This is a genomic window from Halobacillus sp. Marseille-P3879, from assembly GCF_900240285.1.
Taxonomy (GTDB): domain Bacteria; phylum Bacillota; class Bacilli; order Bacillales; family Halobacillaceae; genus Halobacillus_A.
Window position 1 is genome coordinate 1 of record NZ_OESS01000005.1, and the last position, 21284, is coordinate 21284.

26 protein-coding genes and 1 rRNA gene are annotated in these 21284 nt (G+C 42.9%); 5 read left to right on the plus strand and 22 right to left on the minus strand.

Going from position 1 to position 21284, the window contains the following annotated elements; all coding sequences use genetic code 11:
* Positions 1-207 (minus strand): 16S ribosomal RNA (locus C1A12_RS20115); the annotation flags it as partial.
* Between the two features lie 395 nt (positions 208-602).
* Complete coding sequence (locus C1A12_RS20120) at positions 603-824, minus strand: hypothetical protein (protein WP_101846963.1); 222 nt, start codon at positions 822-824, stop codon at positions 603-605.
* A gap of 124 nt (positions 825-948) precedes the next feature.
* Between C1A12_RS20120 and pdaB the strand changes: the two genes are divergently transcribed.
* On the plus strand, positions 949-1707 hold the full coding sequence (gene pdaB / locus C1A12_RS20125; protein ID WP_101846964.1) for a polysaccharide deacetylase family sporulation protein PdaB: 759 nt from the start codon (positions 949-951) through the stop codon (positions 1705-1707).
* Between the two features lie 36 nt (positions 1708-1743).
* On the opposite strand, the gene C1A12_RS20130 is transcribed toward pdaB, so the two are convergent.
* Positions 1744-2340 carry a KinB-signaling pathway activation protein gene (locus C1A12_RS20130; RefSeq protein WP_101846966.1) on the minus strand — a complete coding sequence of 199 codons (597 nt, stop codon included), beginning with the start codon at positions 2338-2340 and terminating at the stop codon, positions 1744-1746.
* A gap of 136 nt (positions 2341-2476) precedes the next feature.
* Here C1A12_RS20130 and gerD point away from each other — a divergent pair, with 136 nt between their 5' ends.
* Positions 2477-3100, plus strand: coding sequence for a spore germination lipoprotein GerD (gene gerD / locus C1A12_RS20135; RefSeq protein ID WP_101846968.1), 624 nt, complete (start codon positions 2477-2479; stop codon positions 3098-3100).
* A 54-nt stretch (positions 3101-3154) separates the two neighbouring features.
* Here gerD and C1A12_RS20140 read toward each other — a convergent pair whose 3' ends face one another.
* Together C1A12_RS20140 and cwlD are read right to left on the minus strand one after the other, a co-directional pair.
* Positions 3155-4213 (minus strand): Mrp/NBP35 family ATP-binding protein, encoded by a 1059-nt coding sequence (locus C1A12_RS20140; protein ID WP_101846970.1) that lies wholly within the window; start codon positions 4211-4213, stop codon positions 3155-3157.
* Positions 4214-4301: 88 nt separating this feature from the next.
* On the minus strand, positions 4302-5021 hold the full coding sequence (gene cwlD / locus C1A12_RS20145; RefSeq protein WP_306417026.1) for an N-acetylmuramoyl-L-alanine amidase CwlD: 720 nt from the start codon (positions 5019-5021) through the stop codon (positions 4302-4304).
* A 243-nt stretch (positions 5022-5264) separates the two neighbouring features.
* Between cwlD and C1A12_RS20150 the strand changes: the two genes are divergently transcribed.
* The 3 genes from C1A12_RS20150 to C1A12_RS20160 are packed head-to-tail and all read left to right on the plus strand — an operon-like array spanning position 5265 to position 10409.
* Positions 5265-6962: a serine hydrolase domain-containing protein gene (locus tag C1A12_RS20150; protein ID WP_101846971.1), complete on the plus strand. Its 1698-nt coding sequence runs from the start codon at positions 5265-5267 to the stop codon at positions 6960-6962.
* Positions 6963-6986: 24 nt separating this feature from the next.
* On the plus strand, positions 6987-9086 hold the full coding sequence (locus C1A12_RS20155; protein WP_101846973.1) for a glycoside hydrolase family 3 protein: 2100 nt from the start codon (positions 6987-6989) through the stop codon (positions 9084-9086).
* A 54-nt stretch (positions 9087-9140) separates the two neighbouring features.
* Positions 9141-10409 carry an exo-beta-N-acetylmuramidase NamZ domain-containing protein gene (locus tag C1A12_RS20160; protein WP_101846974.1) on the plus strand — a complete coding sequence of 423 codons (1269 nt, stop codon included), beginning with the start codon at positions 9141-9143 and terminating at the stop codon, positions 10407-10409.
* 133 nt (positions 10410-10542) lie between these two features.
* Here the strand turns inward: C1A12_RS20160 and rpsI are convergent, their stop codons facing one another.
* From rpsI to rplO, 17 genes are all read right to left on the minus strand, one after another.
* On the minus strand, positions 10543-10935 hold the full coding sequence (rpsI, locus tag C1A12_RS20165) for a 30S ribosomal protein S9 (RefSeq protein ID WP_101846976.1): 393 nt from the start codon (positions 10933-10935) through the stop codon (positions 10543-10545).
* A 24-nt stretch (positions 10936-10959) separates the two neighbouring features.
* Positions 10960-11397, minus strand: coding sequence for a 50S ribosomal protein L13 (gene rplM / locus C1A12_RS20170; RefSeq protein ID WP_101846978.1), 438 nt, complete (start codon positions 11395-11397; stop codon positions 10960-10962).
* A gap of 265 nt (positions 11398-11662) precedes the next feature.
* Positions 11663-12403: a tRNA pseudouridine(38-40) synthase TruA gene (gene truA, locus C1A12_RS20175; RefSeq protein WP_101846979.1), complete on the minus strand. Its 741-nt coding sequence runs from the start codon at positions 12401-12403 to the stop codon at positions 11663-11665.
* 16 nt (positions 12404-12419) lie between these two features.
* Positions 12420-13217: an energy-coupling factor transporter transmembrane protein EcfT gene (locus C1A12_RS20180; RefSeq protein ID WP_101846981.1), complete on the minus strand. Its 798-nt coding sequence runs from the start codon at positions 13215-13217 to the stop codon at positions 12420-12422.
* Positions 13210-14082, minus strand: coding sequence for an energy-coupling factor ABC transporter ATP-binding protein (locus tag C1A12_RS20185; RefSeq protein WP_101846983.1), 873 nt, complete (start codon positions 14080-14082; stop codon positions 13210-13212). The genes C1A12_RS20180 and C1A12_RS20185 overlap by 8 nt, the downstream gene beginning before the upstream one ends.
* Complete coding sequence (locus C1A12_RS20190; protein ID WP_101846985.1) at positions 14058-14897, minus strand: energy-coupling factor ABC transporter ATP-binding protein; 840 nt, start codon at positions 14895-14897, stop codon at positions 14058-14060. The genes C1A12_RS20185 and C1A12_RS20190 overlap by 25 nt, the downstream gene beginning before the upstream one ends.
* 167 nt (positions 14898-15064) lie before the next feature.
* A complete protein-coding gene (rplQ, locus tag C1A12_RS20195) occupies positions 15065-15424 on the minus strand; it encodes a 50S ribosomal protein L17 (protein ID WP_101846987.1) in 360 nt (119 codons plus the stop codon).
* A gap of 45 nt (positions 15425-15469) precedes the next feature.
* Positions 15470-16414 carry a DNA-directed RNA polymerase subunit alpha gene (locus C1A12_RS20200; protein ID WP_101846989.1) on the minus strand — a complete coding sequence of 315 codons (945 nt, stop codon included), beginning with the start codon at positions 16412-16414 and terminating at the stop codon, positions 15470-15472.
* A gap of 174 nt (positions 16415-16588) precedes the next feature.
* Positions 16589-16984 carry a 30S ribosomal protein S11 gene (gene rpsK, locus C1A12_RS20205; RefSeq protein ID WP_101846991.1) on the minus strand — a complete coding sequence of 132 codons (396 nt, stop codon included), beginning with the start codon at positions 16982-16984 and terminating at the stop codon, positions 16589-16591.
* Positions 16985-17010: 26 nt separating this feature from the next.
* Entirely contained in the window at positions 17011-17376 is a 366-nt protein-coding gene (rpsM, locus tag C1A12_RS20210) for a 30S ribosomal protein S13 (protein ID WP_101846993.1), read from the minus strand.
* Between the two features lie 25 nt (positions 17377-17401).
* On the minus strand, positions 17402-17515 hold the full coding sequence (gene rpmJ, locus C1A12_RS20215) for a 50S ribosomal protein L36 (RefSeq protein ID WP_003156543.1): 114 nt from the start codon (positions 17513-17515) through the stop codon (positions 17402-17404).
* Between the two features lie 35 nt (positions 17516-17550).
* The gene (infA, locus tag C1A12_RS20220) at positions 17551-17769 is read right to left on the minus strand and encodes a translation initiation factor IF-1 (protein ID WP_101846995.1); all 219 of its coding nucleotides are present in this window, start codon (positions 17767-17769) and stop codon (positions 17551-17553) included.
* Positions 17747-18082, minus strand: a complete 336-nt coding sequence (locus tag C1A12_RS20225; protein ID WP_101846996.1) for a KOW domain-containing RNA-binding protein — start codon at positions 18080-18082, stop codon at positions 17747-17749. Before C1A12_RS20225 ends, infA begins: the two co-directional genes overlap by 23 nt.
* 16 nt (positions 18083-18098) lie before the next feature.
* Positions 18099-18845 (minus strand): type I methionyl aminopeptidase, encoded by a 747-nt coding sequence (map, locus tag C1A12_RS20230; RefSeq protein ID WP_101846998.1) that lies wholly within the window; start codon positions 18843-18845, stop codon positions 18099-18101.
* On the minus strand, positions 18842-19495 hold the full coding sequence (locus tag C1A12_RS20235; protein ID WP_101846999.1) for an adenylate kinase: 654 nt from the start codon (positions 19493-19495) through the stop codon (positions 18842-18844). Before C1A12_RS20235 ends, map begins: the two co-directional genes overlap by 4 nt.
* A gap of 41 nt (positions 19496-19536) precedes the next feature.
* A complete protein-coding gene (gene secY / locus C1A12_RS20240; RefSeq protein ID WP_101847002.1) occupies positions 19537-20829 on the minus strand; it encodes a preprotein translocase subunit SecY in 1293 nt (430 codons plus the stop codon).
* Complete coding sequence (rplO, locus tag C1A12_RS20245; RefSeq protein ID WP_101847004.1) at positions 20829-21269, minus strand: 50S ribosomal protein L15; 441 nt, start codon at positions 21267-21269, stop codon at positions 20829-20831. Before rplO ends, secY begins: the two co-directional genes overlap by 1 nt.
* Positions 21270-21284: the final 15 nt, after the last annotated feature.

Below are 21284 nucleotides of genomic sequence, written 5' to 3' on the forward strand. Positions count from 1 at the left end.
CGAGAGAAGGTGTTACCCGGCATTAGCCCCGGTTTCCCGGGGTTATTCCGGTCTTACAGGCAGGTTGCCCACGTGTTACTCACCCGTCCGCCGCTCATTCCACCAGCGTCACCCCCGAAGGGGATCAGCTGGTTTCCTGCGCTCGACTTGCATGTATTAGGCACGCCGCCAGCGTTCGTCCTGAGCCAGGATCAAACTCTCCATAAAAGTTGAGAATGACTTGCTCATTTGCACACCGAATGTGCTTGTTTTACTTCCTTCTATATTATAGAAAGAAAAAAATGACGTACTGGTTGGTTCGTTCAGTTTTCAAAGATCAAATTTTTCGTTTGCTGTCGTTTTAGCGACAAGAACTAATTTATCATGGTTACCATTCTAAGTCAATAACTTTTTTAAAATTAATTTTTTCGCTTTCGGGCTGGCGGATTGAATGCGGCCGCCTTTCCTGACAACGATTAATAATATAGCATACAATTTGAACAGAACGCAATAACTTTTCGTGATTTTTTATTAATTTATTTTCCCCTTCATCTATCGAGATAAACTAATTCCACAAAAATAGACAAAAGCCAGGGCTGTTGTCTATTTAGGAATAGAGTAAATTAGTTCTGTTTTTTCCTTTTAGGCATATACTGCAGACATTCATCTCCACTGGCAAACCTTCTAAATAATCGAAAGAGAACGTCGTATCTCTCCTCCATTGCTCCTTTAATGTTTGAATCGATTCTTTGATCTCCTAAGTCAAGCGTTATTTCTTCCATTTCTCTCTTCAATAAATATTCTAATTCTTGATGTTCCTGCTTATTCAGCATAAGTCCATACATCTGTGACCCTCCCAATCAAGCAACTTCTTTTTATTTTTACCCTTTTTTCAGGATTTATAGCATAGGTTGTCCTTTTTTTCATAGGTATTTATTATAGAGGTTTTATAATAAGGGGTGCGGAGAGATGAGTTTTTTGACAAACAAAATAGATATCATTAAACGCTATGGGATTATTGTCTTTATTGCATTATTCTGTGCAGTTTTAATGTGGGTGGGGCAGAGAACTCAAATTGCTGTTTTTTCCAGTGATGGCGAACCTCGAGCTTTGTCACAGGGAAGTGAGGAACATCCATTTGTTTCTTTAACATTTAATATAAGCTGGGGAAATAACAAGGTCCATGATATCCTAAAGAAGCTGGAAGCTCATGATGCAAAAGCAACTTTCTTCCTCAGCGGAGAATGGGCGGAACGTCACCCTGATATTGTAAAGAGTATCCATGAGGGGGAACATGAAATTGCGATGATGGGTTATGCCTATACTAGTTACTCCAAATTGGAACCTCAGGAAATTACACAGGATATAGAAAAAGCACAAGAGGCGTTTGAAAAACTAGGATTCGAGGATATTCAGTGGATTCGTCCTCCCCATGGGCAATATAACAAAGAAATATTAGAAATCATTGACGCCCAAGAGCTTGAAGCCATCCAGTGGAGTGTTAATCCCAGGGATTGGGAGAACCCCGGAACCAATCAGATTATAGATCAGGTTCTGGATGAAACGAGCAAGGGCGATATTATTTTATTCCATGCTTCGGACTCCGTTAAACAAACAGATAAAGCTTTGGAGGTTGTTTTGCCGGGCTTAAAACAGAAGGATTTAGAATTTGCTACAATTACTGAGTTAGTTAATGGCAGTAAAGCGAAAATTACACAAGTTGAATAAAAAGAGAGCTGCAGATTTTAAGCAGCTCTCTTCACTTTATTTTGCCGGTTTTTCCGAGGTGAGCCGGTGCAGCAATAATAGTTGATACGCATTACATACGACAAGCGGGATTATCATAAGCCAGACATAATCTGCAGAGGCCGCACGTAATGCCGGCACCCATTCCACTGTCGTAACTACAACCATAAAAAATAACGCAGGTATAAAAGCCTGACGATTCGTTTCTTTCGCTTTAATATAAGACACAATTAAAGAAACTATAAGTAAACCAAAAGCTGTGAAAACATAAGGCCATACAGAGCCATTCTCTGCAGCTTGATAGCGAAAATAAATTAAATCAAAAATCGTAAAAGCTACTAAAAACAATTGAATCCACGTCCAGCTTCCACGAAAGACACCTTTACCAAACTGATGAATCGTTAAGTAAGCGAAAAACCCCATTTGACTAACAATACTAAAAATAAACCCTAATCCTGAAAAAAATAACAATAAGCCGAGCAGTTCAAACATCTGGAATGGTTGAAACACTTCAGCATAAGAAGTACTTTTAATAATAAAGCTGGATAACAAGGTTAATACTCCGCCAATTAACAGCGTCGTTAAAAATAACCGTACCCATTTACGACTGTTCACGTTTTTTCCCCCTAATGCTTTTTATTCCCTCTCGTATTTTACCATGAAGGCTTTTGATTTTCCTTAAGCTCGCATATTTTTTTCACATGCGTACATATTAAAGGTAAGGGAAAACAAAAGAAAGGGGACATTTAAAATGTCCATTTTACGAATCATTTGTCCCATAATACTCGTTGTTTTCCTGGCCGCTTGTAATGGCAGTTCAGGTGCCACCGAGCAAACGGATTATGATACCACAAAGAAAATGATGGTCGACATATTAAAAACAGATGACGGACAAAAGGCTTTAATGGAAGTGCTTTCTGATGAGAAGATGAAGCAGGAACTAGCATTGGAGTCAGAAGATGTATCAAGTGCTGTAAAGGAAACCCTTCTTTCTGAAGAAGGAAAGAAGTTCTGGAGCAATTTATTTTCAGATCCATCGTTCGTCCAAGAGTTCAGTAAAGTTGTTCAAGAGGAACAGGAAGATCTAATGAAAGGCCTTATGAAGGATTCTGAATATCAGGCCTCATTAATCGAGTTATATCAAAATCCGGAGATGATGGAAAAAATGCTTGAAGTAATGCAGGGACAGAAGTTTAGAGGTCACTTAGAAAAGACGATCGAAGAAACTTTAAATAACCCTGTATTCCAGGCAAAAATGAGCGAAACCCTTCTAAAAGCCGCTGAAGAAATGCAAAGTGGAGGCGGCGGTGAAGGTGAAGGTGGAAATGGCGGAGGCGAAGAAGGATCTTCTGGACAAGGCGGTCAGGAAGAATAAAAAGCCTTCCTCACCATTAAAACACGCAGCCAAAACTGACTGCGTGTTTTAAATTTATTTAGAGAGTTTATCAACAATTTTAGCTGCCATGTTTCGGTATACCATACCTGTTGGATGATCTTCCTGGTATACGGATGGAGCAAAAACCTCCTCATCCTCATATGGCTGCTGTAGAGGGATGTGCCCTAATACATCTGTCTTCAGTTCATCAGCAAGCTTCACACCACCGCCGCGGCCAAAAACAAATTCTTTATTTCCAGTTTCTTTACTTTCGAAATATGCCATATTTTCAACAACACCTAAGATATCATGTTCCATCTTAATAGCCATCTGCCCCGCACGAGCTGCTACAAAAGCCGCCGTAGGGTGCGGTGTCGTTACTATAATCTCTTTTGAAGATGGCAGCAAGGAATGGACGTCCATCGCCACGTCGCCTGTACCTGGTGGTAAATCAAGCAGAAGATAGTCCAGTTCTCCCCATTCTACCTCTTTAAAAAAGCTCGTCAGCATTTTCCCGAGCATTGGACCACGCCAGACAATCGGAGAGTTATCCTCTACAAAAAAACCCATCGAGACAAGCTTAACCCCAAAGCGTTCAACCGGGATAATTTTTTCTCCACGGACAACCGGGCGTTCTTCCACCCCCATCATGTCCGGAACGCTGAATCCGTAAATGTCAGCATCAATGATACCAACCTTTTTCCCTAAGCGAGTCAATGCTACAGCTAAATTCACCGTAACGGTAGATTTTCCAACACCGCCTTTTCCGCTGGCAATAGAGATAAATTTCGTCCCTGTATTACCGCCCAGCAGAGAGGCTTCCTGCTCCTGTTCCGCAGCCGGCTGATACTTTTCAATTACATCGTCCGGAAGCTTATCAAATCTTAGACCAACAGTAGCTGCTCCGCCACTCTTTAACGCATCAACAATTTTTTTCTGCAGCTCCATTTGCTCAGCTGTATTGGTCTTAGCGATTAGAACCTTCACACTAACGTGGTTCTTCTCTTCTTTTATCTTAATTTCCTCTACTCCGCCGGTTTCTTCTAACGTTTTATGTAAAAACGGATCCTCGACCGAGTGAAGGATCTCTAATACTTTTTCCTGAGTAAGCACATGGGTCACCTTCCTTAGAAAATGTTTCAACAGTGCAAGTATAACATACATGAAACGCTTTCTAAGTAATTTGCACAATTCAAGAAAATTATTCGTCTGTCGTATATTTTAAAATTCCTCTATAGATCGAGGCTGCTACCTTTCTTTGATAATCTTCACTTTCCAGCAGCTCCCTTTCCTGTGGGTTGGAAAGAAACCCTCCTTCTACTAATACACCAGGTGGGTCAGCATGTTTTAAAATGTATATATTTCTTAATCCTGCTGGTTTTCTATTTGTATTCTCCAGATTATCACGAATTTCATCCTGTACGGTTTTAGCCAAACGCTTACTGTCTTCTTTATTTGGATTAAAAAAAGTCTGTGCTCCTCTCCATCCAGAGGACGTACTGGCATTTAAATGGATACTGACATAAAGATCAGCATCCGAATCATTGATAATATCAATCCGGTTACGAATATCTTCAGCTTTGCGGGCTGATAAGCTTCCGTATTTCGTTGATATTGGATCGTCCGATAAGTCACGATCATCCTCACGGGTTAAATAAACAATCGCCCCCGCTTCCTGTAGATAATCCCTTAAATAATGGGACATATTAAGTGTAATCACTTTTTCTTCAGTTCCATTTGATCCACTTGCCCCTGCATCAGGACCGCCATGTCCAGGGTCAATGACAACTACCTTGCCAAACAGTGGAGACGACCAGGATTGCATCGTATCTTTTACTTCCTGTACAGGAATGGCAATCAAACCTACACAGATTAAGATGGCAATAAACCATGTGATTGTTTTTAACCGTCGAGTCAGCATATCCCATACACTCCCTTACCCTTGTAGCTCACTATATGGGACAAGAATTAAATTTATGAATAAAAGCTTGAATGCCTGAAATAAAAACACACCAAAGGACCTAGGTAAACTTGTCGATATTTGTAATATTCTAAAAACTTTGCGACTTATGTGGTATAGACATCTATATTAATATTCATTAACATAGGATTCATAAGGGAAAAAGTCCTTGGTCCTATTGTCGATATCTGAAAGGAGGAGTTTATGAATAAAAAAGCTGCATCGATTATCCTGCCCACCGTCATACTTACGTCCCTGTTATACCCTATTCAAGAAGAGAGGAGTGTCCAAGCGAACGAGCTGAACAAACCTACTATGGAAGAACGAAACCATAAGAAGTCTCAAGAGAAACCACATCCAAACTTTAGATGGAGCGACCCCGGTCCTTCTTCTCCCGTTCTGCACCCTGGTTCCGTAAAAGGAGCTGGATTAATGGCAGAACCCTTGCAGGAGATTGATTCTGTGCTGGAAACGAAAATATCTGAAGGGGCTATGCCTGGAGCTGTTACCCTGGTTGCTCGTAAAGGACACATCGCTCAACATGAAGCCTACGGTAATTCCTACCTCTATAAGGATGATGATGGCACAGAAGCAGAACAGGCTTTAAATATGGAGAAAGACACTATATTTGATGTCGCTTCCATCAGCAAAATTTTCACAGCTACTGCGGCGATGAAGTTATATGAGGAGGGCCACTTTAAATTAGATGATCCCGTAGCCAAACATATTCCCGAATTTGCGCAGAATGGCAAAGAAAATGTAACGATCGAACAATTAATGACACATACTTCAGGATTTGTCGCCTGGGTGCCTTTATACTCTCAAGGCGAATCCAGGGAAGACCGCCTCCAATATGTTTATGAACATCCGCTCGATAACCCACCAGGATCTACATACACCTATAGTGACTTAAATATGATTACACTCGCCTCCATCATTGAACGCATTTCTGGACAACGTTTAGACGAATTTGTAAAAGAAAACATTACAGATCCTCTTGCTATGAGAGATACAATGTACAATCCACCTCAGGAACTTAAAGACCGCATCGCAGCAACAGAATACCAGCCGGTAGTAGACCGCGGAATGGTATGGGGAGAAGTACATGATGAAAATGCATGGTCTTTAGGCGGAGTAGCTGGACATGCCGGTATCTTCTCAACAGCTGAAGACCTGGCAAAGCTTGGCCATATGTACTTAAACGACGGTCGATACGGCGGTAAACAGATCCTTGAAGCTGAAACAATCGAACGTTTAACCGAAAACCGTATCCCTGAGTTCCCCGGAAATGAACACGGACTTGGCTGGGAGCTGTCACAAGGATGGTACATGGATGCTTTAACGGATGCTACTACTCTAGGTCATACTGGTTTTACAGGGACGTCCATGGTATTGAATCCAGAAAACCAAACAATGGCAATCCTTCTAACGAACCGTGTGCATCCAACGAGAGACACTGTTTCCACGAACCCCACCCGCCAGCTTTTTGCAAGGCAAGTAGCGGATGCGATTCCGATAGACATGCCGACGGAAGAAGGGGCATGGTTCTCAGGCTACGGAGATAATTTAGAACGAACCATGACAGCGAAAGTGGACACTACCGAATCCACAACACTCAGCTTCGATACATGGTATAGGATTGAATCCGATTATGATTACGGTTACATTGAAGCGTCTGAAGACGGGGAAACCTGGACAGAAATCACTTCCCCATTCACAGGAAACAGCCAATCATGGGAGCAGCATGAAGCTGAATTGCCGGCAGATACAGAATACGTTCGCTTCCGTTATGAAACTGACGACAATACGAATGGCAGAGGATGGTATGTCACAAACTTGAATATCAACTCGTCGGCTTCTCTCAATTGGACTTCAAATGATTGGGAAAAGAGAGCTTATTAATAAATAAGGGAGCGAAAATGAATAATGAAGCGATTACGACATCGACATTCAATATTATTGATCATTGCAGCGCTTGTTATTAGTCCCCTTGCCCCTCAAAAAGCCTCAGCTGACACTCACGAGGGAAAAGACGATTTAATTTTATTAGAAAATGTTCCGGAGACGGATCCTGAGTTTACAGGGAATGAATTAAAACTTACACCTTTAAATGTTTATGAGGACGGTCACTTTACAGAAGCTGACAACTCGAATGTGAATTGGTCTTCTTCCAATAAAAATGTTGCCACTGTGGACGAAGAAGGAACCGTCACTCTTTCAGGTCAAAATGGCCGCACCTTCATTTCTGTCTCTGACGGCACGAATAAAGATCGTATCGCCATTGACCATAAGCCAGCTAAAGGACAAAAAGGCAAGCCTGACTTTGAAGGACAGATCGTTAAAGAAGATGGGAAACGTTACGATTTGATTGACCAGGCCATAGAAGAAATGACGATCAACGAAAAAATCGGTCAGATGTTAATGCCTGACTTTAGAAATTGGGATGGCGAAAATGTCACAGAAATGCTCCCGGAGATTGAGCAGACCGTGAAGGATTACCATCTCGGTGGTGTGATTTTATTTAGAGAAAACGTCGTCACGACCGAGCAAACTGCTGAATTAGTTGCAGATTACCAGGAAGCTTCCGAGAAATACGGTCTGCTTATGACCATTGACCAGGAAGGCGGAATAGTCACTCGTCTGCAATCAGGAACCGATATGCCTGGAAATATGGCGCTCGGTGCCACGCGTTCTACCGAGATTGGGGAAAGAGTCGGAGCTGCTATCGGGGCTGAACTGGAATCCCTCGGCATTAACATGAATCTTGCTCCAGTGATGGACGTCAACAACAACCCGGATAATCCGGTCATCGGTACTCGTTCGTTTGGTGAAGACCCTGAACTTGTAGCTGATTTAGGGATTGCTTATACGAGAGGACTGCAAAGCACAGGGGTGGCTGCCACAGCGAAGCACTTCCCAGGACACGGAGATACAGACGTGGACTCCCACCTGGGACTGCCTGAAGTTCCTCATGAAATTGATCGATTAATGGATGTAGAACTCTATCCATTTCAGCAGGCTATGGAAGCTGACATTGATGCTGTTATGACAGCACACGTTACCTTCCCTAAAATTGATAACACTACTGTTACTTCCAAACAAGACGGTACAGAAGTCACTCTGCCTGCAACACTATCTCCTAAAGTTCTCACAGACTTAATGCGGGAAGAAATGGGTTACGACGGCTTAATCATTACAGATGCTCTTAATATGAAGGCCATTACTGACCACTTCGGTTCCGTGGAGGCTGTCATACGTGCTGTTAATGCAGGCACCGACATTGTGCTAATGCCGGTCGGGCTTGAAGAAGTAGCTGATGGATTATTAGAAGCTGTAGCCACAGGTGAAATCAGCGAAGAACGAATTGAAAAATCAGTTGAAAGAATTCTATCTTTAAAATTGAAGCGTGGCATTATTAAAGCAGAGTCTGCTCCCGACTTAGAGGAGATTATTGCAAATGCTGAAGAAACTGTTGGTTCCGACGCCCATAAAGATGTTGAAAAAGAAGCCTCAGACCAATCGATTACGCTTCTCAAAAATGAGGACCTTTTACCTTTAGAGGCAGGCAGCAACGAGAAAATTGCTGTCGTAGGCAACACTTATATCAGCAGTTTATATGATTCCGTCCAGAACCACCATAAAAATACGGAATTAATTGAAGCCTCGGGACCACTGAGCGACGAACAGCTGGAGCAAATGAAAGAATTCGATCACATTATCGCAGGTTCATATACTTTCAACGTAGCAGGCCGAGACGAAGACAGCGCTCAAATGCAGCTCGTTAACCAGCTGATCGAAGAATTGGACGTTCCGGTTACCGGGGTAGGAATCCGTAATCCTTATGATGTTATGGCTTATCCGCAAGTGGACGCCTACCTTGCACAGTATGGTTTTAATCAATCAAGCTTTGATTCCACCGCTGCTGTAATCTTTGGAGAAAATAATCCGTCAGGAACTCTCCCTGTTACAATTCCGGGGGAAAATGAAGAACCGTTATACGACTTTGGCCATGGATTGAATTATTAATCGAAGGGAGATCCTTTCCTCCCTTCCCTAATTTTTAAAAGGAGTGTAGATCACGTGAAGAAACCCTTAATCGGTATGCTCATGTTAGTGCTCATCCTCTCTACATTTACGGTCGTTTTTGCAGAAAAAGGACAAAACAACGGAAAGCAAAAAGGTAAACATAAGAACTTCCAGCTTGGTGTTGAAGTTTTACTCGATGATGAAAAAGATTTGATTGACGGAAAAAACGTTGGGTTAATCACCAACCCTACAGGTGTCGATAAAGACTTAAACAGTATCGTTGATATCCTGCATGAGGATCCTGATGTAGACCTGACTGCCCTTTATGGCCCTGAACACGGTGTCCGCGGAAGTGCGCAGGCCGGTGAATATGTAGAATACTACACCGATGAACAAACTGGACTGCCTGTTTACAGTTTATATGGAGAAACACGTAAGCCCACTCCGGAAATGCTGGAAGATATCGACGTATTGCTCTTTGACATCCAGGATGTAGGAACCCGCTTCTATACTTACATCTATACTATGGCTTACGCGATGGAAGCCGCCCAGGAAAACGATATTCCTTTTGTCGTACTGGACCGTCCTAACCCATTAAGCGGCGATAAAGTGGAAGGACCGGTATTAGAAGAAGATTACAAGTCTTTTGTTGGAAACTATGAAATCCCGCTTCGTCATGGTATGACTGTTGGGGAGCTTGCCCAGCTTTTTAATGAAGAATTTGAAATCGGCGCGGACTTAACAGTGGTAGAGATGAATAAATGGAAGCGTGATATGTACTATGATGATACACCGCTTGAATTCGTAGCCCCTTCACCTAATATGCCGACGACAGACACCGCCCTCGTTTATCCAGGAGCAGCTCTTATTGAAGGTACAAATGTATCCGAAGGCCGAGGAACCACTCAGCCGTTTGAGCTGATAGGGGCTCCATTCATTAACAGTACAGAGCTGGCCGCAGAGCTGAACGAATTGGAGTTACCAGGCGTCACTTTTCGTGCTGCTTCATTTACTCCGAGCTTTTCCAAGCATCAGGGAGAATTAAGTAACGGAGTTGAGATTCATGTGACACACGAAGAGTCTTATCAGCCTGTGGAAACAGGACTCCACATTGTGAAGACGATTCACGACATGTACCCGGATAACTTCGAATTCAGAGCTGAAAATTCGAACGGCGTTTCCTTCTTCGATAACCTGATTGGAAACGGCTGGGTACGGGAAGCGATTGAAGATGGAGATTCTGTTGAAGAAATTCAAGCCGAGTGGGAAGAGGAGTTAGACGAATTTAAGAAAATCCGTAAACAGTACCTGCTATATAAATAATTAAGCTGCCCCGGGCGCACAACCAGCCCGGGGCCTTATTATGGGGATGATAGGACTGGTTGGCAAATTCCCGTGACTATAAAAAAACTCTTTTCCTGATGAAAGGAAAAGAGCTTTTTTTCGATAAAAGATATTAACGCTTAGAGAACTGTGGAGCACGACGAGCACCTTTAAGACCGTATTTCTTACGCTCTTTCATACGTGCGTCACGCGTTAGAAGTCCTGCGCGCTTAAGTGGTGTACGGTATTCTGGATCTGCTTGAAGCAGAGCACGAGCGATTCCGTGACGGATTGCACCAGCTTGACCGGTGAAACCTCCACCATCTACGTTTACATATACATCATAGTTTCCTTCAGTTTCTGTAACAGCTAGAGGCTGCTTCAGAATCGTACGAAGTGTTTCATATGGGAAAAAGTCTTCAGCATCACGCTTATTTACTACTACACGACCAGTTCCTGGAACAAGACGTACACGAGCTGTTGACTTTTTACGACGTCCAGTACCGGAGTATTGTACTTGTGCCACTCTCGATTACCTCCCTTTTTTTATTTATCCGCGAAGTTCGTAAACTTCTGGTTGTTGTGCTTCATGCTTATGCTCAGATCCAGCGTATACATGAAGTTTCTTGCCCATTTTGCGTCCAAGACTACCTTTAGGCAGCATACCTTTAACAGCAAGCTCAAGCATTTGCTCAGGGTATTTTGTACGCATTTCGTAAGCTGTACGCTGCTTCAAACCACCTGGGTGATTTGAGTGACGGTAATAAATCTTATCATTGATTTTGTTACCAGTAAGTTCGATTTCTCCTGCATTGATAATGATAACGTGATCGCCAGTATCAACATGTGGAGTATACGTAGGTTTATTTTTACCGCGAAGGATCGCAGCAACTTCGCTTGCCAGACGGCCAAGTGTTTGCCCTGCAGCATCCACTACGTACCATTTGCGGTCCACGTTGTTTTCATTTGCCATGAAAGTTGTGCGCATATCGGTTTCCCTCCTGAATGGTTAATTTCACAAAAACAGTTTCATTGTTTATTTATCTCAAGATACGATTAGTTTCCGGGGCTAACCGTGGTATAGAAATAAAATGCCATAGAATATAATATAACACTCTTGTCCCGGATGTCAAGGGTCTAAACGCAAGGAAACGTTGTTTTTTTCTCTCTTTTCCGTTACCAGGTACCGAAAGGCAATATAAAAATCATAGAACCATATTTTTTTCGGTACCTGGTTCCGATTATAGTACCAATTAATAATCGACTTTCCATAAAAACAAACCATGAGGTGGAGCAGTTTTACCCGCAGCCTCCCGGTTTCCAGCTTCTATTATTGCTTTTAAATCCTCCGGTTTCCGCTCACCTCTTCCGACTTCCAATAACGTGCCTACCAGAATCCTCACCATGTTATAAAGAAAGCCGCTCCCTTTAAAAACAAACGTCAGTTCATCCCCATTCTTCTCAATGGAGGCCTGGTGGATTGTTCTCACTTTACTGCCTTTTACATCGGTCCGTGACGAGCAGAATGAAGTAAAATCATGTTCTCCTTCAATAAGCCGGCATGCCGTTTTCATAGCTTCAAGTTGGAGAGGCATCTTTATGTGATAAGTGAAGTTTCGACGGAAAATATCAGGTTCCTGGCTATTCCATACAAAGTATCGATATTCTTTGCCTGTCGTATCGTATCGGGCATGAAAATCATTATCTACCTGCTCTGCATGAGCAACGTGAATGTCTGGCGGCAGCATGGAAGCAAGCGCCCTCTTCCAGTTCGATGCAGGTATATGGAGGTCAGTGTCAAAATGAATAACCTGGCCTCTGGCATGCACACCCGAATCTGTCCGGCCGGAAGCCGTAACCTTCACCCTCCTGCCTTTGTGCATTTTTGTTAAGGCTTTTTCAAGTTCTTCTTGAACAGTATGTCCATTAGGCTGGACTTGATAACCTGCGTATCGGGTGCCGTCATACTGAACTGTACATTTTAAACGGTGCATCTTGTCTTCCTCCAGATCAAGTCCTAGTTATAAATAATCCGATCAATACGAAGAGAAAAATTCCACTGATTACATAATCAATGCGGCCAATCTGTAACTCTCTTAATTTTGTTCTTCCTTCGCCACCTTTATAACCACGCGCCTCCATGGCCATAGCCAGCTCCTCAGCCCTTTTAAACGCGCTGACGAACAATGGTACTAAAAGTGGGATAATCGCCTTTATACGGTCTTTAAACGAGCCTGTACGGAAATCTACTCCCCGAGAAGCCTGAGCTTTGGAGATTTTCTCTGTTTCCTGCATAAGCGTCGGGATAAAACGCAGTGAAATAGACATCATTAAAGCTAATTCGTGGACAGGAAAACGTACTTTCTTTAAAGGTCCCAATAAGTGCTCAATCGCATCAGTAATTTCAATCGGAGTGGTTGTTAACGTGAGCAAGGAGGTCACCATTATCAGCAGAAAAAACCTAAGGGAAATGGTTGCTCCCTGAAGGACGGCTTCACGATAAAGGTCCCACCCCGCTATCGTTGCGATCACTTCCCCTTCCCTCGTGACAAACAGATGGAGCAGGAACGTAAAAGCAATCAAAAACCAGACAGGCTTTAACCCCTTTAAAATATAGCGGACTTTTATTCTTGTAGCGAAAGCACTTCCTACAGAAAATAAAGTCAACAATCCATAACTCATAACAGAATTAGCAAAAAATACGATCACAACAAACAAAAAGATAATAGCAATTTTCGTCCGGGGATCCAGCCGGTGGACAACAGACCTGCCCGGGATGTATTGGCCGATCATCATCGTACTACTCATGATCGCGCCCTCCTTTAACCAGTCGTGCGAGTTGTTTTGCTAATTCAGTTATTGACTGACCATCATAGGAATATTGAACATTAAATTGATCCCTGACCTTAGCTATAAACTCTATAATCTCTGGAACATCAAGTTGAACATCCTGAAGGGCTTCCTTTTGTTTAAATAATTCAATCGGATCCCCTTCTTTATATATTTCCCCATGGTTAAGAATGATAACATGATCCGCATAGGCAAGGGCATCTTCCATGCTGTGAGTAACCAGCACAGTAGTTAACTGCTTCTCCTGATGAAGACGTGAGAACATGTTCATAATTTCCTTTTGCCCTCTGGGGTCCAAACCAGCCGTAGGCTCATCTAATACAAGCACTTCAGGATTCATCGCCAGCACTCCAGCTATGGCAACACGCCGCATTTGACCTCCACTTAAATCAAACGGCGACCGGGCTAACAGAGACTCATCCAAATGAACCGACTCTATAGCTTCTCTTGTACGTTTTTCAATCTCTGCTTCATCCACTCCAAAGTTTGCTGGTCCAAAAGCGATATCTTTTTTGACTGTTTCTTCAAAGAGTTGATGTTCAGGATATTGAAACACCACTCCTACTTTCTCACGGAGCTCACGAAGCCGTTTGTTTTTTTCGTCAGCTGAAAGCTGGTAAGGACCTATAGCAACTGAACCTTCTGTCGGCTGCAGTAAACCGTTTAAGTGCTGGATCAACGTTGATTTACCAGATCCAGTATGTCCGATGACAGCCACAAAAGACCCGGAGTCGATATGGAAAGAGAGGTCATGTAATGCTTTATATTCAAAAGGGCTGTTTGGCTGATACGTATAGCTTACATTCTTGAACGTAATGTCCATAATTCCTCCAATAACTCCTGGTGATTAAGTGGCTCACGTGTAAGGTTAAGACCAACAGACTGAAGCTCCTCTGCCAGTTTTGTTACTAATGGAGTATCTAAGCCAATCTCTTGCAACTGCTCTTGCTTTGAAAACACTTCTCTCGGTTCGGCTTCAAACCAAACTTCACCCTCGTTCATGACCATTACACGATCGGCTTGGGTGACTTCTGCCAAGTCATGGGTAATTGTTACTAATGCAAGGTTTCTCTGTTCTTGAACATCAAGGACAGTATTTAATATTTCTTTTCTCCCTTTTGGATCAAGCATGGCCGTGGCTTCATCTAAAATAATGTACTTCGGAGACACAGCAAGCACGCTGGCAATAGCCACACGCTGCTTTTGCCCGCCAGAGAGCCGATGAGGTTCATGGTATTCATATTCACTCATACCTACGGCGGATAAACTTTCCGTAATCCGGTCAATCATCAGTTTCCTCGGCATCCCGTGATTCTCCATACCAAAGGCAACATCATCTCTTACCGTTGTACCAACAAATTGGTTGTCTGGGTTTTGAAAAACCATTCCCACGTTTTTACGAACATCCCAAATGGTTTCTTGACTCACCAGCTGACCATCAACATAGATTTCTCCTTCTTGAGGGAAGAGTAATCCATTCATTAGTTTCGCAATCGTTGATTTACCGGAGCCATTGTGGCCGATGATAGCAACCCACTCATTGGCATGAATGGTAAAGCTCACATCTTTTAATGCCCAGGGCATATCGTCTTGATAACGGAAAGAGACATTTTTAAACTCAATCTGACTCTGTTTCATTTAGTATCCTCCGCTCTACTAATTTCCCGGGAAATATATTTCAACATGTATCTATTATTTCCGACACATTTCCTATTTTACTAAATGAAGGCAATAAAAAAAGGGCTGAAGTAAACCTCTTGTAGAGATTCTCTTCCTGCCCTTTACACCCATTAAAAATGGAGATATTAAACGAGTTCAATGATCGCCATTTTTGCTCCGTCACCCTGGCGCTCGCCTAGCTTAAGCACGCGAGTGTAACCACCTTGGCGTTCCTCATAGCGTGGTGCAATGTCAGAGAACAGCTTTTGAAGGGCTGTTTGGTCTCCTTCTTCATTAGCATCAGCTTTATAAAGGAATGATTCAGCTTGACGGCGCGCGTGTAAATCACCACGCTTGCCTAGTGTAATCATCTTCTCTACAACAGAACGAAGCTCTTTCGCTTTAGCTTCTGTGGTCTCAATACGTTCATGAATGATCAAGTCTGTAGCTAAGTTGCGAAGCAGCGCCATACGTTTATCAGTAGTACGTCCTAATTTTCTAGCCATGGAATATCCCTCCCTTTTAGGAATCTCTTAGATGTAACTGATCCATTAGTCTTCTTTTCTTAAACCTAGTCCGAGCTCATCTAGTTTGTGCTTCACTTCTTCAAGAGATTTACGACCGAGGTTACGAACTTTCATCATGTCGTCCTCTGATTTATTCGCAAGCTCTTGAACGGTATTAATTCCTGCACGTTTCAAGCAGTTATAAGAACGAACAGACAAATCAAGCTCTTCGATTGTCATCTCAAGAACTTTTTCTTTTTGGTCCTCTTCTTTTTCAACCATGATTTCAGCTTTTTGAGCTTCGTCAGTCAGGCCGACAAAGATATTGAGGTGTTCCATATAGATTTTTGCTCCAAGTGAGATGGCTTCTTCAGGACGGATGCTTCCATCAGTCCATACATCCAAAGTCAACTTATCAAAGTTTGAAGTTTGACCGATCCGTGTGTTCTCTACTTGATACGTTACACGAGAAACTGGTGTGAAAATAGAATCAACTGGAATTACTCCAATTGGTAAATCATCATGGTTGTTTCCTTCAGCTGGACGATATCCTCGGCCACGCTCAGCCGTAATACGCATACGCAGCGGTGTGTTACTGTCCAGTGTAGCAATATGAAGGTCTGGGTTTAGAACTTCTACATCACTATCGTGCGTAATATCTGCTGCAGTTACCTTACCTTCTGTCTGTACATCAATCTCTAAAGTCTTCTCTTCATCGGAATAAATCTTCAAAGCTAGTTTCTTTAGATTCAGTACCACGGTTGTCACATCTTCAACGACACCTTCAATCGTAGAGAATTCATGAAGAACTCCATCGATTTGGACAGATGTAACGGCGGCACCTGGTAGTGAGGATAACAAAATACGACGTAAGGAGTTACCTAGTGTTGTACCATATCCACGCTCAAGCGGTTCAACGACGAATTTACCGAATGTGGAATCACTGCTGATCTCAACCGGTTCAATTTTTGGCTTTTCAATTTCGATCATTTAAACAAAACCCTCCTTCAAAACGTCGAAACCTCGGTTAGACAATCTGGTCTAACCGAAATTCCTCAGGTAGGCAGTCCCAATTTCAAGACTCATTATGACTGTCTGTGGCGATGCTATTTACAAGCTATAATACCCCATTATAGACAGGGTTACAAATTCTATTCAGAATTTTTATACGCGACGACGTTTTGGCGGACGGCAACCGTTGTGTGGTACTGGAGTCACGTCACGGATTGCAGTGATCTCAAGTCCAACGGCTTGTAGAGAACGAATTGCTGCTTCACGGCCAGCGCCAGGACCTTTAACTGTAACTTCAATAGTCTTCATTCCGTTGTCCATAGCGTCTTTCGCAGCGGCTTCAGAAGCCATTTGTGCAGCAAATGGAGTAGACTTACGAGAACCTTTGAAACCAAGGGATCCAGCACTGCTCCAAGTGATTACGTTACCTTGAACGTCGGTGATCGATACGATCGTATTGTTAAAAGTAGAGCGAATGTGAGCCACTCCGCTCTCAATATTCTTTTTCACGCGACGTTTACGACTACGAGTGTTTCCTTTACGTGCCATATTCTATATACCTCCTTTATAACTAATTACTTACGTTTGTTAGCCACTGTACGACGTGGGCCTTTACGGGTACGAGAGTTGTTCTTCGTCTTCTGACCACGAGCTGGAAGTCCGCGGCGGTGACGAATTCCACGATAAGAACCGATTTCGATTAATCGTTTAATGTTTAGGGAATTCTCACGACGAAGGTCACCTTCCACGTTGTGGTTGTCTAAAGCTTTACGAATCTTAGCTAATTCATCTTCTGTAAGATCACGAACGCGAGTATTTTCAGAAACGCCAGCATCTGCTAATACTTCACTAGCTAATGACTTACCTACACCATAGATATAAGTTAAAGATACAACAACTCGTTTTTCACGAGGGATATCAATACCTGCTATACGTGCCATTTAGTACGTGCACCTCCTTGGTTAATTAACCTTGTTTTTGTTTGTGTTTAGGGTTTTCACAGATAACCATTACTTTACCTTTACGTCGGATAACTTTGCATTTCTCGCAAATTGGTTTTACAGAAGGCCTTACCTTCATCATCCATACCTCCTTTTATAACGGAGCTCTGTTTATTATTTATAACGGTACGTTATACGTCCTCTTGTTAGATCATACGGGGAAAGTTCTACCGTCACTTTATCACCTGGTAGGATTCGAATAAAGTGCATACGAATTTTACCAGAAACGTGAGCTAAAACAGTGTGGCCGTTTTCAAGTTCTACTTTAAACTGTGCATTTGGTAGAGTTTCAACGACTGTACCTTCCACCTCAATTACATCGTCTTTCGCCATCGAGTTGATCTCCCTTCTCTAAATCAGTCACTTCTTCATTGACATATTTTGATACGGCAAATCGAAGCTTGCCATTCGTGACGCGACCAGTTTCCAGAAGGCTGTCTTGGACTTCCGGAGAGACGAAATCCATTAGCTGCACATGCTGCAGGTTCTTTTTCTTTGGTCGATCGTACTTTCGTTTCTCTCCGTCGGCAAGCAGTAAAAAGCGGTCTTCAAGAATATCTATAATGACAGCATACTGTCCTGCCTCACGTCCTTGAACAATACGAACAACTTGACCTATTCGTGGACTCGACTCAGATTCATTCAAACACGATCACCTTCACTTAGGTTGTAGTTAATACTTCGTAACCTTCTTCCGTAATCGCAATGGTGTGTTCAAAATGCGCACACATTCTACCATCTTGTGTCACTACCGTCCAACGATCTGCCAGCGTTTTTACATACCGACTTCCGGCATTAACCATTGGTTCTACTGCTAATACCATTCCAGGCTTTAATCGCGGGCCTTTGTTTGGAGGACCGTAATGAGGAATTTGTGGTGCCTCATGTAAATCCTGCCCAACTCCATGCCCTACATATTCACGAACGATTGAAAAACCTTCAGCTTCTGCATAGCTTTGAATGGCATGGGATATATTTGAAAGGCGCACTCCAGGTTTCGCTTCATCGAGCCCTTTCCACAATGAAGTTTCTGTTACTCTCAGCAAATCCTCAGTGTTCTCATCAACAGTGCCGACTGGATATGTCCAGGCGGAATCACCATGATAGCCTTGGTATTTCGCACCAATATCGATACTAATGATATCTCCCTCATTGAGGACCCGATCTCCCGGTATCCCGTGAACGAGCTCTTCATTGACCGAAGCGCAAATACTACCACGGAATCCATTATAACCTTTAAAAGAAGGGATTGCATCCATACTGCGTATGAATTGATCAGCAATACGATCTAATTCTCCGGTTGTTATCCCGGGCTGGATGTTCTTCTTCATTTCCCGGTGCGTTAAGGCGACGATACGGCCGGCTTCACGCATGATTTCTAATTCCCGTGGCGTTTTGCAAATAATCATTTATTCAGGCCTCCGAGTTTTTCGTCGATATCTTCGAAAACAAGATCGATGTCTCGATCCCCATCGAAAGTAACTAAATAACCTTTATCCTCGTAGAAATCAAGTAGTGGCTGAGATTGCTCCACGTTTACATCCAAACGCTTCTTAACAGTTTCAGGCTGATCGTCTTCACGCTGAATAAGTTCTGCTCCATCATGATCACACTTGCCTTCTTCTTTAGGAGGGTTAAATATGACATGATAGGTTGCTCCACAAGTCGGGCAAACTCTTCGTCCGGTAAGGCGTTCGATGAGTTGGTCTTTAGGGACATCAATATGAAGAACATAATCGACGGACTCATTCATGTCCTCTAAAAGATTTTCAAGGGCATCCGCCTGAGCAATCGTACGAGGAAAACCATCAAGCAAGAAGCCGTCCTGGCAATCAGGTTTACTTAGACGCTCACGAACAATCCCAATCGTTACTTCATCTGGAACCAGTTCACCTTTATCCATAAAAGATTTAGCTTCTTGACCAAGTGCTGTTCCTTCTTTGATAGCTAAACGGAACATATCTCCAGTAGAGATATGAGGGATGTTATATTTCTCGACTATCTTTTCTGCCTGAGTGCCTTTACCGGCACCAGGAAGACCCATCAGAATTAAGTTCAACGTGTTCCCTCCGCTCTCTTTTTCATTAGCTTCTTTCACATCTATTTAATAAAGCCTTTATAATGGCGTTTCACAAGCTGACTTTCCAGCTGCTTCATCATCTCCAGAGCTACCCCTACGACGATGAGCAGTCCGGTTCCTCCCACTTGGACACTTGGCGGCAGATCTGCTACAGCTCCAAGTATAATTGGAAGAATCGAGACAGCTGCAAGGAAGATTGATCCTACGAAAGTTAATCTGTACATAACCCTTGTAAGGTATGTCTCTGTATTAGCACCAGGACGAATTCCTGGAATATACCCGCCTTGCTTCTTCAAATTCTCCGCCATTTGCTCAGGGTTCACTTGAACAAATGTGTAGAAATAAGTGAAGGCGATAATTAACGCAACATAGATAATCATTCCCGGCCAATTCTGGTAATCAAAAATATATTGAATAACAGAAGCTACTTCATTACCTTCAAAGAAACCAGCAACCGTGCTCGGTGCGATAATAAAGGAAATCGCAAAGATTACAGGAATAACCCCAGCTGCATTTACCTTGATCGGAAGGTGAGTCGAGTGACCACCTACAGGAGAACGATTCACAAGCTTCTTAGCGTACTGAATAGGAATCTTACGAAGCGCTTGCTGGATAAAGATTACTCCTACTACAACCGCTACGATGACTAATGCAAGAATTGCAACAATCACTAGATTTATAAATAGCTCCTCACCAGCTCCAGAAATATACTGGTCATACAGTTGATTTGCTCCAGTCGGAATCGCAGCAACGATACCGGCAAAGATTAAGATGGAAATACCATTTCCAACACCGTGGGACGTGATCTGCTCACCAAGCCACATTAAGAACGCTGTTCCCCCTGTTAAGACAAGTGCGATGACAGCGAATTTCATAGGGCCAGGTTCAGCTATAAGCTGGCCTCCAGCCAATGCGTTGAAACCAATTGACATCCCAATTGCTTGAATAAAAGCTAGAACAATCGTTCCATAGCGGGTAAACTGAGCTAATTTTCGACGGCCGACTTCACCTTGCTTTTTCCATTCCGCAAACTTAGGAACAACATCCATCTGCAGCAATTGCATAATAATGGAGGCTGTAATGTAAGGCATAATCCCCATAGCGAAGATGGAGAAGTTCTGCAATGCACCGCCTCCAAATGTATTTAGGAAACCAAACGCATTCTGTTCATCCATGAAGTTAATGGCTTCCCGGTTTGAAAAAGGTACAGGGATGAAAGTTCCCACGCGAAAAACAACGAGCATCAATAATGTGAAGATAATTTTCCGTCGAATATCACCCACGCGCATAAAATTGGAGATTGTCCGGAACATTAAATCACCTCAGTTTGACCGCCCGCTGCTTCAATAGCTTCTTTAGCTGAAGCAGAGAACTTATGAGCTTTCACAGTAAGTTTTTTCTCAACTGAACCTTTAGCAAGTACTTTAATACCGGCTTTCTCTTTGCTGACTACGCCAGTTTCAAGAAGAAGTTCAGGAGTAACCTCTGTGCCCTCTTCAAAACGGTTAAGAGCATCAAGGTTTACGATTGCGAATTCCTTACGGTGAATGTTCGTGAATCCACGCTTCGGTAAACGTTGGAACAACGGCATTTGACCACCCTCGAAACCTGGACGAGTCTTGCTTCCGGAACGTTGACCCTGCCCTTTGTGGCCGCGGCCTGAAGTCTTACCATTACCAGAAGCCATTCCACGTCCTACACGGTTACGCTTCTTATTCGTACCTGATACTGGTTTAAGTTCATGCAGTTTCATGCGAGCACCTCCTTA